At 63.3% G+C, this 16,851-nt stretch carries 12 protein-coding genes and 1 riboswitch; of the genes, 9 read left to right on the top strand and 3 right to left on the bottom strand.

Annotated features, from left to right (window positions below):
• Positions 1–91 precede the first annotated feature (91 nt).
• Together dnaE and NKH22_RS01650 are read right to left on the bottom strand one after the other, a co-directional pair.
• Entirely contained in the window at positions 92–3,619 is a 3,528-nt protein-coding gene (gene dnaE, locus NKH22_RS01655; protein ID WP_352908843.1) for a DNA polymerase III subunit alpha, read from the bottom strand.
• 259 nt (positions 3,620–3,878) lie between these two features.
• The gene (locus NKH22_RS01650) at positions 3,879–5,891 is read right to left on the bottom strand and encodes an acetyl-CoA carboxylase biotin carboxylase subunit (protein ID WP_023729859.1); all 2,013 of its coding nucleotides are present in this window, start codon (positions 5,889–5,891) and stop codon (positions 3,879–3,881) included.
• A gap of 237 nt (positions 5,892–6,128) precedes the next feature.
• On the opposite strand from NKH22_RS01650, the gene NKH22_RS01645 reads away from it, so the two are divergent.
• The 6 genes from NKH22_RS01645 to NKH22_RS01620 all read left to right on the top strand — a co-directional run bounded on the left by NKH22_RS01645 (position 6,129) and on the right by NKH22_RS01620 (position 10,951).
• Positions 6,129–7,256, top strand: a complete 1,128-nt coding sequence (locus NKH22_RS01645) for an S-(hydroxymethyl)glutathione dehydrogenase/class III alcohol dehydrogenase (protein ID WP_023681583.1) — start codon at positions 6,129–6,131, stop codon at positions 7,254–7,256.
• Between the two features lie 67 nt (positions 7,257–7,323).
• Entirely contained in the window at positions 7,324–7,893 is a 570-nt protein-coding gene (gfa, locus tag NKH22_RS01640; protein WP_352908841.1) for an S-(hydroxymethyl)glutathione synthase, read from the top strand.
• 64 nt (positions 7,894–7,957) lie between these two features.
• Complete coding sequence (locus NKH22_RS01635; protein ID WP_023695438.1) at positions 7,958–8,431, top strand: YaiI/YqxD family protein; 474 nt, start codon at positions 7,958–7,960, stop codon at positions 8,429–8,431.
• A gap of 21 nt (positions 8,432–8,452) precedes the next feature.
• On the top strand, positions 8,453–9,145 hold the full coding sequence (locus NKH22_RS01630) for a DUF1345 domain-containing protein (protein ID WP_023688301.1): 693 nt from the start codon (positions 8,453–8,455) through the stop codon (positions 9,143–9,145).
• Between the two features lie 152 nt (positions 9,146–9,297).
• Positions 9,298–10,158 carry a cytochrome b/b6 domain-containing protein gene (locus NKH22_RS01625; protein WP_352908840.1) on the top strand — a complete coding sequence of 287 codons (861 nt, stop codon included), beginning with the start codon at positions 9,298–9,300 and terminating at the stop codon, positions 10,156–10,158.
• A 1-nt stretch (position 10,159) separates the two neighbouring features.
• On the top strand, positions 10,160–10,951 hold the full coding sequence (locus NKH22_RS01620) for a molybdopterin-binding protein (RefSeq protein WP_352908838.1): 792 nt from the start codon (positions 10,160–10,162) through the stop codon (positions 10,949–10,951).
• 152 nt (positions 10,952–11,103) lie between these two features.
• Here the strand turns inward: NKH22_RS01620 and NKH22_RS01615 are convergent, their stop codons facing one another.
• Positions 11,104–12,105 (bottom strand): hypothetical protein, encoded by a 1,002-nt coding sequence (locus NKH22_RS01615; protein WP_023735311.1) that lies wholly within the window; start codon positions 12,103–12,105, stop codon positions 11,104–11,106.
• A 199-nt stretch (positions 12,106–12,304) separates the two neighbouring features.
• Positions 12,305–12,391, top strand: a riboswitch (glycine riboswitch).
• 149 nt (positions 12,392–12,540) lie between these two features.
• Here NKH22_RS01615 and gcvT point away from each other — a divergent pair.
• The 3 genes from gcvT to gcvP are packed head-to-tail and all read left to right on the top strand — an operon-like array spanning position 12,541 to position 16,843.
• On the top strand, positions 12,541–13,641 hold the full coding sequence (gcvT, locus tag NKH22_RS01610; RefSeq protein WP_352908836.1) for a glycine cleavage system aminomethyltransferase GcvT: 1,101 nt from the start codon (positions 12,541–12,543) through the stop codon (positions 13,639–13,641).
• Between the two features lie 5 nt (positions 13,642–13,646).
• Positions 13,647–14,015 carry a glycine cleavage system protein GcvH gene (gene gcvH / locus NKH22_RS01605; protein ID WP_352908834.1) on the top strand — a complete coding sequence of 123 codons (369 nt, stop codon included), beginning with the start codon at positions 13,647–13,649 and terminating at the stop codon, positions 14,013–14,015.
• Between the two features lie 17 nt (positions 14,016–14,032).
• Positions 14,033–16,843: an aminomethyl-transferring glycine dehydrogenase gene (gene gcvP / locus NKH22_RS01600; RefSeq protein ID WP_352908833.1), complete on the top strand. Its 2,811-nt coding sequence runs from the start codon at positions 14,033–14,035 to the stop codon at positions 16,841–16,843.
• Positions 16,844–16,851: the final 8 nt, after the last annotated feature.

Below are 16,851 nucleotides of genomic sequence, written 5' to 3'. Positions count from 1 at the left end.
GCCCTATCGGCTGCAATGTCAGGCCCAGAGCATCTTTATGCCGTCATGCACTGGCCGACGTCGATGCGATTGCCGTGTATATCAGCGCAGCCTAGACGAGCTCGACTTCGACCACACCCGGCACCGCGCGCATGGCCGACGCGATCTGCGGCGAGATGCGGTAGCGGTTGGGCAATTCGATCTCGATCTCGCCTTGCCCGGCTTCCTTGATCAGCACGAAGCTGACCTGGCCCTCGCCCTTTACCGCCAGTTGGCCGGCCAGCATGCCGATCGGAGCCGCATCGCGCACGAAGATGCGCAGCGCCTTCTGGATGCGGCTGGCCTCATCCTCCAGCGACTGCACCGTCTGGATGCGCAGATTGACCCCTTCGGGCCTATCCTCGGCCGAAACGGTGATCACCACCGAACGTCCAGGCTCGAGCAGATCGCGATACTGCGCCAACCCTTCCGAAAACAGCACGGCTTCATACTGGCCAGAAGTGTCGGAAAAGGCGATGACGCCCATCTTGTTGCCGGTTCGGGTCTTGCGCTCCTGCTTGGTGGTGACGGTGCCGGCGAGCCGGCCCGCGGCGGCACCGCGTTTGACCGCAGCCGAGAACTCGCCCCAGTTCTGCACGCGCATCTTCTGCAGGGCCGCCTTGTACTCGTCGAGCGGATGCGCCGAAAGATAGAAGCCGACGACCTGGAATTCACGGTGCAGCCGGTCGGCGGCAAGCCACGGATCGGTCTGCGGCAAATTGAGCGCCTGCTGCTGCGCGCCGAGCGACGCGCCGAAAATGTCGTGCTGGCCCGAAATGGCATTCTGCTGCGCCAGCGAAGCCAGCCCCATCATCCGTTCGACGCCGGCCATCATCTGGGCGCGGTCGTGGCCGAAGCAGTCGAGCGCGCCGGCCATGATCAAGCTTTCGAAGACGCGCTTGCCGACGATCTTGGGATCGACCCTTTCACAGAAATCGGCGAGATTCTTGAACGGCTTTTCGCCGCGCATGGCGACGATGTGCTCGACCGCAGCGTCGCCGACGCCCTTCAGGGCCGCCAGCGAATAGTAAATGCGGTTCTCGCCGACCTCGAAATTGCGGAAGCTGGTCATCACCGACGGCGCCACCACCTCGATGCCGAGACGCAGCGCATCCTGGCGGAAATCGGCGAGTTTGTCGGTGTTGCCCATGTCGAGCGTCATCGACGCCGCCAGGAACTCGACGGGGTAGTGCGCCTTGAGATAGGCGGTCTGGTAGGACACGACGGCGTAGGCGGCCGCGTGCGATTTGTTGAAGCCGTAGTCGGCGAACTTGGCCAGAAGGTCGAAGATGAAGTCGGCCTGCGGCTTGCCGACACCGCGTTCGACCGCACCGGTGACGAAGCGCTCGCGCTGCTTGTCCATTTCGGCGCGGATCTTCTTGCCCATGGCGCGGCGCAGCAGGTCGGCTTCGCCGAGCGAATAGCCCGACAGCTCCTGCGCGATTTGCATCACCTGTTCCTGGTAGACGATGACGCCTTGCGTCTCCTTCACCAGATGGTCGATCTTGGGATGGATCGAGGCCATCTCCTCCTCGCCATGTTTTCTGGCATTGTAGGTCGGGATGTTCTCCATCGGGCCGGGACGGTAGAGCGCCACCAGCGCGATGATGTCCTCGATGCAGTCGGGCCGCATGCCGATCAGCGCCTTGCGCATGCCGGCACTTTCCACCTGGAACACACCGACCACTTCGCCGCGCGACAGCATGGCGTAGGTTTCAGGATCGTCGAGCGGGATCGTCGCCAGGTCGATCTCGATGCCGCGCCGGCGGATCAGCTTCACCGCCGTCTCCAGCACCGTCAGCGTCTTCAGGCCGAGGAAGTCGAATTTTACCAGCCCGGCCTGCTCGACATATTTCATGTTGAACTGGGTGACCGGCGTGTCGGAGCGCGGATCGCGGTACATCGGCACCAGTTCCGACAAGGGCCGGTCGCCGATCACGATGCCGGCGGCGTGCGTCGAAGCGTGGCGGTAGAGCCCTTCCAGCTTTTGCGCCATATCGAGCAGCGTCTGCACGATCGGCTCCTTCTCGGCCTCCTCGGCAAAGCGCGGCTCGTTGGCGATGGCATCCGCCAGCTTGACCGGATTGGCCGGGTTCTGCGGCACCATTTTGGAGAGCTTGTCGACTTGGCCATAAGGCATTTGCAGCACGCGGCCGACGTCGCGCAGCACCGCGCGCGCCTGCAGCGTACCGAAGGTGATGATTTGTCCCACCTGGTCGCGGCCATATTTCTGCTGGACGTAGCGGATGACCTCTTCGCGCCGATCCTGGCAGAAGTCGATGTCGAAGTCGGGCATCGACACGCGGTCCGGATTGAGGAAGCGCTCGAACAGCAGCGAGAAGCGCAGCGGATCGATATCGGTGATGGTGGTGGAATAAGCGACCAGCGATCCGGCGCCCGAACCACGGCCCGGCCCGACCGGAATGCCTTGCGCCTTCGCCCATTTGATGAAGTCGGCCACGATCAGGAAGTAACCGGGAAATTTCATCTTCTCGATGATGGAGAGCTCGAAATCGAGCCGCTCGCGGTATTGTTCGACCGTGTAGCCGGCGGTGGGTCCATGCGCCGCCAGCCGGGCGTCGAGACCTTCATGGGCCTGCCGGCGCAGTTCATCGGCCTCGGCCTTCAGCGCCACCTCATTGTCGGCCACATCGCCGCCGGTAAAGCGCGGCAGGATCGGGTTGCGGGTCTTGGGATAATAGGAGCAGCGCAGGGCGATCTCGACGGTGTTGTCGATCGCCTCAGGCAGGTCGGCAAACAGCCTTGCCATATCGGCCTGGCTGCGCAGGAAATTGTCCGATGTCAGGCGGCGGCGGTTGTCGGCGGCAACCACCGACCCTTCGGCAATGGCGATCAGCGCATCATGCGCGTCATAGTCGTCGCGGGCGGCGAAGAACGCCTCATTCGTGGCGACCAGCGGCAGATCATGGATATAGGCAAGGTCGACCGATGATTTCTCGATAGCGCGGTCATAACCGGAAACACGGTCCAGTTCGACATAGAGCCGGTCGCCGAACAGCGCCTTGAGGGCCAGAAGCCGCGTCTCGGCAAGATCTCGGCGATCCTCCTTCAGCGCCCGGCCGATCGGGCCGCGCGGCCCGCCGCTGAGGCAGATCAGGCCATCGCTATGGCCTTCCAGCATTGCTGACGTCAGATGCACGGGCTCGCCCGGCGGCGTCTCCAGATAGACCTGGCTGACCAGCCTGACGAGGTTGCTGTAGCCAACCTCGGTGGCGGCGAGCAGCACCACGGCGTTCATCTCCGGCCCGTGGCGGCGGCGGTCGCGCTGTGCGTCACTGGTCTCGCCGGAAAAGGCGAGATCGATCTGGCAGCCGATGATCGGCTGGATGCCTTCCTTCACTGCCTTCTGGGCAAATTCCAGCGCGCCGAACAGATTGTTGGTGTCGGTGACGGCGATTGCCGGGCACTCGTCCTTGACGGCATGGCCGACGACAGCGGCGACCTGCAAGGCGCCCTCGAGCAGCGAATACGCCGAATGCACGCGCAGATGGATGAACCGCCGCGCCGGCGCCTCCGGGCGCGCGGCAGCGAGCGCTGCTTCGCGCTTCAGGGGATCGCGTGGAAGTTTGTCATCCGCCATGGTGTTTCAAATTGCTCGAAAGGCTTTGAGTCGATGGAGATGTATTGTCCCGGACCGGGCGATGCCAGTCCAGCACAAATGACCGCCGACCACAGGCTTCCGTACCCCGCCGCACGGCTCAGAGATTGTTTCGAAATTCGCTCTGGCGAGTCATATGATGGCGGTTCGAGAACCGGAGCGCAGCGGCCATTGGTCCGTGAGCACGGGAAGCGCAGAAACCACCTTCAGATGGCCGCCGGAGTAGAATTCCAAACAATCTCTAGGCGAACTCCATGATCACCGCATCCACAGCCAGGCTGTCACCCGGCTTGGCGTTGAGCTTCGACACGACAAGATCGCGGTCGGCGCGCAGCACGTTTTCCATCTTCATCGCCTCGACCACGGCCAGCGTCTCGCCGGCCTTGACCTCCTGCCCCTCGGCAACCGCGATCGACACGACCAGGCCCGGCATCGGGCAAAGCAGCATCTTGGACGTGTCCGGCGCCACCTTCTCCGGCATCAGCCTTTCCAGTTCAGCCGTGCGCGGCAGCATGGCGCGCGCCGTCACCGACATGCCTTTCCAGGCAATGCGCAGGCCGTTCGGCGCCGGCCTGATCTGCGCCGTGACCTTGCGGGCACCGACAGTGCCGCGCCAGATGAGGTCGCCCGGCCGCCAGTCGGACGCCACGGTCAGCGCTTTGCCGCCATCGACCGACAGATCGATTTCCATCGGAATGGAGATCATGCCCTCGATGATCGAAGCCTGGAGATAGTCGTCGCCGAGCTTCACCACCCAATCGCGCTTGAGTGCGCCCGAATGCGGCGCCAGCCGCCCGCCCAGCCGGTCAAGCCGATCGCGGCGCAGAAGCTCGACCGCGGTGGCGATCGCCGCCAGCACTGCCTTTTCATCGCCATTGGGCACGATCGGCGCGAAGCCGTCAGGATATTCCTCGGCGATGAAGCCCGTCGATATCCGCCCCTCGCGCCAGCGCGGATGCTGCATCAGCGCCGCCAGGAACGGGATGTTGTGCTCGATGCCGTCGACGACGAAACTGTCCAGCGCTTCCGACATGGCATCGATGGCCTCGATACGCGTGGGCGCCCAGGTGCAGAGTTTTGCCACCATCGGATCATAGAACATCGAAATCTCGGAGCCTTCGGTGACGCCGGTGTCGTTGCGGATGAAGACATCGCCGAACTTGCCCTCCTCCGGCGGCCGGTAGCGCGTCAACCGGCCGATCGAGGGCAGGAAATTGCGATAGGGATCCTCGGCATAGAGCCGGCTTTCCACCGCCCAGCCGTTCAGCTTGACGTCGCTCTGCTCGATCGCCAGCTTCTCGCCGGCGGCGACACGGATCATCTGCTCGACCAGGTCGATGCCGGTAACAAGCTCCGTCACCGGATGCTCGACCTGCAATCGTGTATTCATTTCAAGGAAATAGAAGTTCTTTTCAGCATCGACGATGAACTCGACGGTGCCGGCGCTCTGGTAGTCGACCGCCTTGGCCAGCGCCACGGCCTGCTCGCCCATGGCCTTGCGCGTCCTGGCATCGAGGAATGGCGACGGCGCCTCTTCCGCAACCTTCTGGTTCCGGCGCTGGATCGAGCATTCGCGCTCGCCGAGATAGAGGGCGGTGCCATGCGCGTCGGCCAGCACCTGGATTTCGATATGACGCGGATCGACGACGAACTTTTCGATGAAGACTCGGTCGTCGCCGAACGAGCTTTTCGCCTCCGAGCGCGCCCGGTCGAAGCCGTCGCGCACTTCCGACTGGCTCCAGGCAATGCGCATGCCTTTACCGCCGCCGCCGGCCGAGGCCTTGATCATCACGGGATAACCGATCTCGCCGGCGATCTTTTCGGCATGGTCGGCATTTTCGATGACACCAAGCCAGCCGGGAACCGTCGACACCTCAGCGGCCTTGGCGAACTTCTTCGATTCGATCTTGTCGCCCATCGCCTTGATAGCCTTGGGTTTCGGACCGATGAAGACAATGCCCTCAGCCTCAAGCGCTTCGCAGAAGGCGGCCCGCTCCGACAGAAAACCGTAGCCGGGATGCACGGCCTGCGCGCCCGTCTCCTTGCAGGCAGCGATGATCTTTTCAGGCAGAAGATAGCTTTGCGCGGCAGGCGATGGCCCGATATGCACGGCTTCGTCGGCCATTTCGACGTGCACGGCGTCGCGATCGGCGTCGGAATACACCGCTACGGTGGCAATCCCCATCCTGCGCGCCGTCTTGATGACGCGGCAAGCAATCTCGCCGCGATTGGCGATCAGGATTTTCGTGAACATCGAAGGCGTTTCCTCGGTCTTTCGTCCTTCTTATGGGCTTCGGCAGCCGGGCTCAAGCACCGCCGGCAGCGCACCCATCAAGACACTCCCTGCCCGCCAGGGCCGTGCCGAGGGGCGAAGGTTGGGCTCGCCGACGACTGGGCCAAGATTTGCGCCATATTTGGTCGCCAAATCGGGTTGAAACAGTATAAAAACCCTGAAAGCCTGAAGACCAATCGCCTTGGGAGGAATTGCCTAATGAAAACCCGCGCCGCTGTCGCTGTCGCCGCCGGAAAGCCGTTGGAAATCATGGAGGTCGACCTCGACGGACCGCGCGAAGGCGAGGTGCTGGTCGAGATCAAGGCGACCGGCATCTGCCACACCGACGAGTTCACCCTGTCGGGCGCCGATCCCGAAGGCCTGTTTCCGGCAATCCTCGGCCATGAAGGCGCTGGCGTTGTCGTCGATGTCGGCAAGGGCGTCACCTCGGTCAAGAAGGGCGACCACGTCATCCCGCTCTACACGCCGGAATGCCGGCAGTGCCCATCCTGCCTGTCGCGCAAGACCAATTTGTGCACCGCCATCCGCGCCACGCAGGGCCAAGGCTTGATGCCCGATGGCTCCTCGCGCTTCTCGATCGGCAAGGACAAGATCTTCCACTATATGGGCTGCTCGACCTTCTCCAATTTCACCGTTTTGCCCGAGATCGCCGTCGCCAAGGTCAACCCGGACGCGCCCTTCGACAAAATCTGCTACATTGGTTGCGGCGTCACCACCGGCATCGGCGCGGTCATCAACACCGCGAAGGTCGAGCAAGGCGCGACTGCTGTCGTCTTTGGTCTCGGTGGCATCGGCCTCAACGTCATCCAGGGCCTGAAGCTCGCCGGCGCTGACATGATCATCGGTGTCGACCTCAACAACGACAAGAAGGCATGGGGCGAGCGCTTCGGCATGACGCATTTCGTCAATCCGAAGGAGATCGACGGCGACATCGTTCCTCACCTCGTTAACTTGACCAAGCGCGGCGCCGACCAGATCGGCGGCGCCGACTACACATTCGACTGCACCGGCAACACCAAGGTGATGCGCCAGGCGCTGGAAGCCTCGCATCGCGGCTGGGGCAAGTCGGTCGTCATCGGCGTGGCCGGCGCCGGCCAGGAGATTTCGACCCGGCCGTTCCAGCTGGTCACCGGCCGCACCTGGATGGGCACCGCCTTCGGCGGCGCACGCGGCCGCACCGACGTGCCAAAAATCGTCGACTGGTACATGGACGGCAAGATCCAGATCGACCCGATGATCACCCATTTGCTGAAGCTGGAAGACATCAACAAGGGCTTCGACCTTATGCATGAGGGCAAGTCGATCAGGAGCGTCGTCGTTTATTGAGGAGAAGAAGCCGCCGACCGAAGGGCCAGCGACTGTAGTTGCATGGGTTCAACAAGGGAGGAAGATAATGCCTGAGAAACTGCATCCGAAAATCGACAATGGCCTGCCGAAGGAAAGCGCAAGCTTTGCCGGCGGCACGCTGGTCTGTGCCTGCACCAGCAAGCCGGTGAAGGTGAAGGTCAAGGGCCAGATCGCCCACAACCATGCCTGTGGCTGCACCAAATGCTGGAAGCCTGACGGCGCGGTGTTCTCGGTCGTGGCCGTAGCCGGCACCGGCGATGTCACAGTCACCGAAAACGGCGACAAGCTGAAAGTGGTCGACCCCTCGGCACTTATCCAGCGTCACGCCTGCACCGGCTGCGGTGTCCATATGCACGGACCGGTCGAGCGCGACCATCCGTTCAAGGGTCTGTCCTTCATCCATCCCGAGCGCTTCCAGGAAGACGGCTGGTCACCGCCGGGCTTCACCGCTTTCGTTTCGTCGATCATCGAATCCGGTGTCGACCCCAAGCGCATGGACGGCATCCGCGGCCAGTTGAAGTCGATCGGCCTCGAGCCCTATGACTGTCTCAATCCCGGCCTGATGGATTACATAGCCACCTGGACGGCGAAGAAGTCGGGCGCGCTGCCGGCCTGACAGTACGAGATTTCTGGCATGGGGCCGGGTAACATGCCGGCCCCATGTCCGTTTTGGAGAGATAATGCCGGCACCCGCCATCTACGTCGACGCCGACGCCTGCCCGGTGAAAGCCGAGGTCGAGAAGGTCGCCGAGCGCCATGGCGTGGTCGTCACCTACGTCTCCAATGGCGGGCTGCGTCCGTCGCGCGATCCGATGATTCGCAACGTCGTCGTCTCTAAAAGCGCCGATGCCGCTGACGATTGGATCGTCGAGAACGCAAAACCCAACGACATCGTGATCACCGCCGACATCCCGCTTGCCGCTCGCACCGTGGCGCTCGGCGCGCATGTGCTTGGGCCAACCGGCCGGCCGTTCACGCCGGAGACCATCGGCATGGCGGTTGCAATGCGCGATTTAAAGCAGCATCTGCGCGAAACCGGCGAGAGCAAGGGCTACAATGCCAGCTTTGCGCCACAGGATCGCTCGCGTTTCCTGGGTGAGCTCGACCGTATCTTGCGGCGGGCTCTGAAATCCGTCACACCCGACCAGACGTGAAGCATCATCCGAGGTCGGGCTATGGCCGACACATCGCCGAATAACCCCTTGCAGCGGCACAAGCAGTTCTTTGTGTCGCTAGCCGTCGGTCTGGTCGTATTTGCCGCAGTATTGCCTTTGATTGGATCGCTCCCCGTCTCCACGCGGCTTGCCTATTCGATCTCGATTGCCGCCGATTCCTTCTTCGTCGTCTTCATCGCGCTCGTCATCGCCAAGATGCCGCTGCTGTCCGGCCGCTATCTCAGCAAGAACGCGCGCGAACTGGACCTCCCAGTGCTGGGCATCTTTGCCATCACGCTCGGCATCGTCGCCATGGCCATTGTCCTGCTGTTCCTTTTGATCAATCACAAGGATCGCGACCCCATCGAACTCGGCTTCGCCATGCTGTCGATCCCGCTTGGCTGGTTCACCATCCATGCCATGGCCGCCCTCCACTATGCGCATGTCTACTGGATGGACGGCGACGCGATCGATGCCGAAACCAAGAAGAAGATACCGGTCGGCGGCCTCGATTTTCCCGGCAGCAAACGGCCGGACGGTTGGGACTTTCTCTATTTCGCGACGGTGATCGGCATGACCGCGCAGACCGCCGACACCGCGATCACGACCTCGCATATGCGCCGCGTGGTGCTTGTCCATTCGATCCTGTCGTTCTTCTTCAACGCCGTCATCGTCGCCGCCGTCGTCAATCTCGCGGTGAGCCTCGGCAATTGAGTATCCGTGCCCGCGATAAACCCGTGCCCGTAATAAAAACGTGATCGCATGAAACATCGGTTTCGATAGCGACGTATTGGGAGGACAAGGACGAGCGTGGCCATCCCAGGATCGCGCAGCCGGAAGGCGAGGAAAAGATGGAAACCATTGCCATGAGTCAGCCCGGCGCAGGCGCCAATGCCGCCTCACCGAAGGATACGACGCTGATCTACCGGCAATCGCGCTGGACCCGCCTGACGCACTGGCTGTGGGCGATCTCGCTGTTCTTCATGCTTTTGTCCGGCCTGCAGATCTTCAATGCCCGGCCGCAGCTCTACGTCGGCAAACAGTCCGGCTTCGAATACAACAACACCGTCTTTGCCATCGGCGCCGAAAACACCGCCACCGGCCCGCGCGGCTATACCGAAATCTTCGGCCATCGCTTCGACACCACAGGCGTGCTCGGCTGGTCGGGCCCGGCCGGGCAGCAGACGTCGCGTGCCTTCCCGTCCTGGGCGACGATCCCGTCCTATTACGATCTCGGCACCGCCCGCGTCGTGCATTTCTTCTTCGCCTGGATACTGACAACCACCTTGGTCGTCTGGCTGGTCGCCAGCCTGGTCAACGGCCATCTGCGCCGCGATCTGGCGCCGCGCCTTGACGATCTCAAGCGGCTGCCGCAGGACATCATCGAGCACGCCAAGCTCAGGTTCCACCACACACGCGAATACAACACGCTGCAGAAAATGGCCTATGGCGGCGTACTGTTCGTGCTGTTGCCACTCATGATCATCACCGGCCTTGCCATGTCGCCGAGCATGAACTCGGTGCTGCCCTGGCTCAACGAACTGCTCGGCGGAAGGCAGACGGCGCGCACCATCCATTTCACGGTGATGGTGCTGCTGGTCGGCTTTTTCATCGTCCATATAATGATGATCCTCGCCGCCGGCCCGATCAACGAACTGCGCTCGATCATCACCGGCTGGTACCGCACCGATCCGCCAAGGCATGGCGACACCGAGAGGAGTGCGTGAGATGGCCAAATTCCAGATCAGCCGCCGAAAGTTCCTGACGGGCGCCGGCCTCGGCGTTTCCGGAATCATGTTGTCGGGCTGCGATGCCTTCGACAGCCAGCTCGGCATGGGCGATGGCCTGCGCAGTTTCCTCGAAAACGCCAATGGCCTGACCTACCGCGCGCAACGCTGGCTTGCCGGCCGCGATGCTCTGGCGCCGGAATTCACCGAGGCCGACATCCGCCAGCCGCAGCGGCCGAACGGCGTCACCGCGCCCGAGGATGACACCTACAAGGGCCTGCTCGCCAACAATTTCGCCGACTGGCGGCTGGAGTTAACGGGCCTGGTCGAAAAGCCGCTGTCGCTCAGCCGCGAGCAGTTGGAGAACATGCCGAGCCGCACGCAGATCACCCGCCACGACTGTGTCGAAGGCTGGAGCTGCATCGCCAAATGGACCGGCACCCCGCTGTCGCTGGTGCTCGACCAGGCTGTGGTCAAGCCGCAGGCCCGCTATGTCATGTTCCACTGCCTCGACACGATCGATCGTAGCCTCTCCGGGGAAATCAAATATTATGGCACCATCGACCTGATCGATGCCCGCCACCCGCAGACGATCCTCGCCTACGGCCTCAACGGCAAGCCGCTGCCGGTCGAAAACGGCGCGCCGCTGCGCGTGCGCGTCGAACGACAGCTCGGCTACAAGATGCCGAAGTATCTCTACAAGATCGAGCTCGTCGACAGTTTTGGCAATACCGGCGGCGGCCGCGGCGGCTATTGGGAAGACAATGGCTATGACTGGTATGGCGGGATTTGATAGGCCTCGCATTCTGACCGAGCACGATCTGACTCCGACCGAACCGAGCTTGCCTGAGGAAGCCGGTTTCGAGCGCGTGGCCGAACTTGGCGATTGGCCTGAAGACACTCCAATATCGTCCTCTGCAAAACGGTCGCAGAAAACGGCGCGGCTTAAGCAACCTTGTCGAGCAGCGGCTTGAGCGCCGGATGTATCTCGGGCGAGGCGAGTTTGATCAGCGTCAGCAGCGCGCGTTCATTGTCACGCAGCGGGCGGTCGGTGCCGATGCGATCGGCCAGCCATTTCGCCTCGCTGGCGTCGATCGTCTCGGCGCGGCGCGCGAGTGCCTCGGCGGCACGGTTCTTCGACTCCCATTCGGCCTCGATATCGCCGGGCGAACGATAGGCTTCCATGATGCCGGCCAGTCCGCCCGATACCATGCGGCTGAAGAAGCCACCAATTTCGGGCTCGGCCTGGTCCAAGAAACTGTCACGACGCAGCGCCACATCGCGCGTCGGCGCTTCGTAGCCGGCCGAACACATGACGAAATTGGCGAGCGCCTTGACGAACAGGTCGTTCCAGGACGGGTCGTTGTGGGCCGCTGCGGTCTGCTCGTTGATCTGGAACAGCACCTCGGCCTCAACCCGTGTGATGGCAATGTTACCGTCGCCGCCATAGGCATGGAGAATGCGGCGCAACAGATCGACCTCTGCCTTGGCGACCAGCCCGGGAACCAGCGCGCCGCCGAGCATCAGTGGTCCCTTGCCGTCGACCACCGCGTTGGCGACCTGCTCGAGCGCATAGGCGGAGAGCCGGCCGGGCGATGATTTCGCCCTTTCCAGCACATGCACCAGCAGCTCCAGTTCGGTCACACTGTCGACCATTCCGTCGCGCGAGATGGTCTGGATCAGCCAACCGGCATTGTCTTCAGAGATATAGCCTGCCGGCTTTTCCTGGTGGACGATGTAGTCGGTAACGGCCTCGACGAAGAATTCAGGCCATTGCGGGCATTTGTCCGTCGCTGTCGCATCGAGCGCGAACAGTGCTTCAGCCTCGCCGCGCGTCACCACGCCGTCAGCGAACACTTCGCGACGCAGCATGACGACATCTTCCGCCGTGATGCGGTCCTTCGAGGCCAGCCCCGCCACCGGCGCGCTCCCGATCCGTTCGCCCATCTGTCAATCCCCATCCGTCGTGCCCAACGCAATTGCCGGCCAAACCGTCAGCCCAGAATATCGCCATTGTCTTGAAAAACCGGCAAACGGCGTGGTTAGCGAAGACTGTAAAGACGACGCGCTTTACGTGTCGCTGGCAGGTGACAAGGTGTCGCCGACAAGCTATGGATGGCGCGTCGAGGGCTTAAGTTTTGAGTCCTACCTGTTTGCGGGAGAGAGCAGCGCGAGCTGCCGCCGAAGGGGAAATCGCCCGAAATCTCTCAGGCAAAAGAACCGTAGACGGGAAAGACACTCTGGAAAGTCGGGGCTTGCCCCCGCGCCGAAGGTGTAAGCGTCGCCGACAGAGTTCCGGTTGCGCGAGTCTCTCAGGCTTCAGACAGAGGGGCACGGACTGGTCGCCAGCAGCGGCCGATTGCGTGCGACTCTGGAGATGACATGACGGGCGACGACACCAAACACCTTCCTCTCGAAGATCTGCACACCGCCGCCGGCGCACGCTTTGGCGCCTTTGCGGGCTGGTCGATGCCGCTGACCTATCCGGCCGGCGTGATGAAGGAGCACCTTCACACCCGCGAACATGCCGGCCTGTTCGACATTTCGCATATGAAGCTGTTCGCTGTCAGCGGACCGGGCGCTGCGGCACTGCTCAACCGCGCCAGTCCGCTCGATGCCGGCGCGCTTGAGATTTCACAGTCCAAATATAGTTTCTTCCTCAACGAGGCCGCCGGGATCATCGACGATCTGATCGTCACCCGGCTCGGCGCCGAGCGCTTCATGGTGGTCGCCAACGCCGGGAATGCGGTCGAGGACGAGAAGCATTTGCGTGCGCTGGCCGCGGACTTCGACGTCAAAGTCGATGCGCTCGACCGCGTCTTCCTGGCGATCCAGGGGCCGGAAGCCTGGGCTGCCTTGTCCCGCGCCGGCATCGAGACCGGCTCACTCTTGTTCATGCATGGCATCGAGCCGAAGCAAAACTGGTTCATGAGCCGCTCCGGCTACACCGGCGAGGACGGCTTCGAGATCGGCCTGCCGGAGGCGGATGCGCGCGCTCTGGTCACGAAACTGCTCGAGGACGAGCGTGTGTTGTGGATCGGCCTTGCTGCCCGCGACTCGCTGCGGTTGGAGGCTGGCCTGTGCCTGCACGGCCAGGACATCACGCCGGAGATCGATCCGGCCAGTGCCGGCCTGATGTGGGCGATCCCCAAAGATCTCCGCGCCGGCGGATCCTTCATCGGCGCCGATGCGCTGCGGTCCATCTTGGAGCGAGGACCGTCGCAAAAGCGCGTCGGCCTGAAGCCGGACGGCCGCCAGCCGGTGCGCGCCGGCGCTGCCGTGTTCCACGCCGACGGCAATCCGGCCGGCCACGTCACTTCAGGCGGCTTCGGCCCATCGGCCGGCCATCCCGTCGCCATGGGCTATGTGTCAACGGCCTTGGCCAACCCGGGCACGAAACTGTTCGCCGACGTTCGCGGGACGAAAATCCCGGTCGATATCAGTTCCTTGCCCTTCACTCCTCATCGCTACCGCAAAGGATAATTCCGATGGTAAAAACCTATTTCACACAAGATCACGAATGGCTGAGCGTCGAGGGAGGCATCGCCACCGTCGGGATAACCGACTATGCGCAGGAACAGCTTGGCGATCTCGTCTTCGTCGAACTGCCTCAAATCGGCACGAAGCTCAGCAAGGGTGATACCGCCGTGGTCGTCGAGTCCGTCAAGGCGGCATCCGACGTCTATGCCCCGGTGGACGGCGAGATTACCGACGCCAACGGCGCGCTGTCCTCGGACCCGTCACTGGTCAACTCCGCGGCGACCGGCGGCGGCTGGCTGTGGAAGATGAAGCTGGCCGATGAAGGCCAACTCGCAGGCCTCATGGATGAGGCCGCCTACAAAGCCCATATCGGTTGATATCAGGACCTATTGCCATGAGCGCAGCACTCACCCCCTTCTCGGCCCGCCACATCGGTCCTGATGTAAACGATGTCAGAGCCATGCTTGCCGTGATCGGCGTTCCCTCCGTCGAGACGCTGATCAGCCAGGCCGTACCGCAGTCGATCCGCCTCGATCTGCCGCTGACCCTGCCCGCGCCGGCCAGCGAAGCCGAAGCGTTGGCCGAATTGGCTGCGACCATGGCAAAAAACACGGTGCTGAAGAGCTTCATCGGCGCCGGCTATCACGGCGTCCATGTGCCGCCGGTCATCCAGCGCAACCTGTTCGAGAACCCGGCCTGGTACACCGCCTATACGCCCTACCAGGCCGAGATCAGCCAGGGCCGCCTGGAAATGCTGTTCAACTTCCAGACCCTGGTCACCGAATTGACCGGCCTGCCGGTGGCCTCGGCCTCGCTGCTCGACGAAGCGACGGCGGTGGCCGAAGCGGTCGGCATCGCGCTGCGCCATCACCGCGACAAGCGCACCAAGGTGGCGCTGGCCGGCACGCCGCATCCGCAGACGCTGGACGTTGTGCGCACCCGCGCCGAGCCGCTTGGCATCGAGATCGATGGCGAGATCATCGACGACAACACCGCCGCACTGCTGGTCTCCTGGCCGGACACGTTTGGCGTCTATGGCGACCACAAGGCTGCCATCGAGAAGGCCCGCGCCACCGGCGCCGTGGTCGTCTTCATCGCCGATCCGCTTGCGCTCACGCTGACCGAAGCGCCGGCCAGGCTTGGCGCCGACATCGCCGTCGGCCCGATGCAGCGCTTTGGCGTGCCGATGGGCTTTGGCGGCCCGCACGCCGCCTATTGCGCCGTCTCCGACAAGCTGACCCGGCTGATGCCCGGCCGCCTCGTCGGCCAGTCGACCGACAGCAAAGGCCGTCCCGGCTATCGCCTCGCTTTGCAGACGCGCGAACAGCACATCCGCCGCGACAAGGCGACCTCCAACATCTGCACCGCGCAGGCTCTGCTTGCCAACATGGCGACCGCATACGCGATCTGGCACGGCCCCACTGGTTTGCAGGCGATCGCAGCGCGCATCCATGAGCTCGCCAACCGCCTCGCAGCAGGCCTGAAAACCGCTGGTGTTTCCGTGCTCGGCTCAAGCCGTTTCGACACGGTAACGGCCGAGGCGAAGGGCAAGGCAGCTTCGATCGCCGCTGCCGCTGAAAAAGGTGGCCGGTTGCTGCGCGTCATCGATGCCGACCGCATCAGCATCGCCTTCGACGAAACCTCGACCGAGGCGGATCTCGAGGCGATCGCCGCCCTGTTCGGCGCCAAGTCCGGCGCTACTGAGGCCGGCGCGATGCCCGGCAAGCCGCGCGGCAAGGAGTTTCTGACCCAGCCGGTTTTCCGCGAAAACCATTCCGAGACCGACATGATGCGCCTGCTGCGCCGTCTCGCCGACAAGGACCTGGCGCTCGACCGCACCATGATCCCGTTGGGCTCCTGCACCATGAAGCTGAACGCGGCGGCCGAAATGATGCCGGTGAGCTGGCCTGATGTCGCCAATTTGCATCCCTTCGCGCCGGCCAGCCATTCGGCCGGCTATCGCGCCATGGTCGGCGAACTGGAAGGTTGGCTGGCGGAGATCACCGGCTTCGATGCCGTCAGCCTGCAGCCCAATGCCGGCAGCCAGGGCGAATATGCCGGCCTGCTCGCCATCCGCGCCTATCACCGATCGCGCGGTGAGAGCCATCGCACCATCTGCCTGATCCCCTCCTCCGCTCATGGCACCAATCCCGCGAGTGCGGCGATGGCCGGCATGAGCGTCGTCGTCGTGCGTTGCCTGGAGGACGGCAATATCGACATGGACGATATGCGAGCCAAGGCCAACGAACATTCGAAGAACCTTGCGGCGCTGATGTTCACCTATCCCTCGACGCACGGCGTCTACGAAGAAGGCGCGCGCCACCTGTGCGCGCTCATCCACGAGCATGGCGGCCAGGTCTATTTCGATGGCGCCAACCTCAACGCGCTGGTCGCGCTGGCGCGGCCCGCCGACATCGGCGCCGATGTCTGCCACATGAACCTGCACAAGACCTTCTGCATCCCGCATGGCGGCGGCGGTCCGGGCGTCGGTCCGATCGGCGTCAGGGCGCATCTGAAACCCTATCTGCCGGGTCATGTCACCGAAGATTCGGCGCATGCCGTGTCCGCTGCCCCGTTCGGCAGCGCTTCCATCCTGCCGATCACCTGGATGTACATCCGCATGATGGGCGCCGCCGGCCTGAAGCAGGCGACGGAGACGGCGATCATCTCGGCCAATTATGTGGCGACGCGGCTCGCGCCGCACTTCCCGCTTCTCTACAAAGGCAGGCACGATCGCATCGCGCATGAATGCATCCTCGACACGCGCGTGCTCAAGGAGAGCGCTGGCATCAGCGTCGACGATATCGCCAAGCGGCTGATCGATTACGGTTTTCACGCGCCGACCATGTCGTTCCCTGTCGCCGGCACGCTGATGGTCGAGCCGACCGAATCCGAGCCCAAGCGCGAACTCGACCGGTTCTGCGAGGCGATGATCGCCATTGCCGGCGAGGCAGCGAAAGTGGCGAAGGGTGAATGGCCGCTCGAGGACAACCCGCTGGTCAATGCCCCGCACACGGCGGCCGAAACCCTTGCCGGCCAGTGGACCCACCCCTATTCGCGGCTGGAAGCGGCCTACCCCGCCGGCGATGTCGATACAGCGGCCAAATACTGGCCGCCGGTCTCGCGCATCGACAATGTCGCCGGCGACCGCAACCTCGTCTGCTCCTGCCCGCCGCTGTCGGAATATCTCGGCGCCGCCGAATAACACTCTGG

This window comes from Mesorhizobium sp. M1252, from assembly GCF_040318265.1.
Classification (GTDB): Bacteria; Pseudomonadota; Alphaproteobacteria; order Rhizobiales; family Rhizobiaceae; genus Mesorhizobium.
This window is presented reverse-complemented; position numbering and strand designations above follow the sequence as displayed.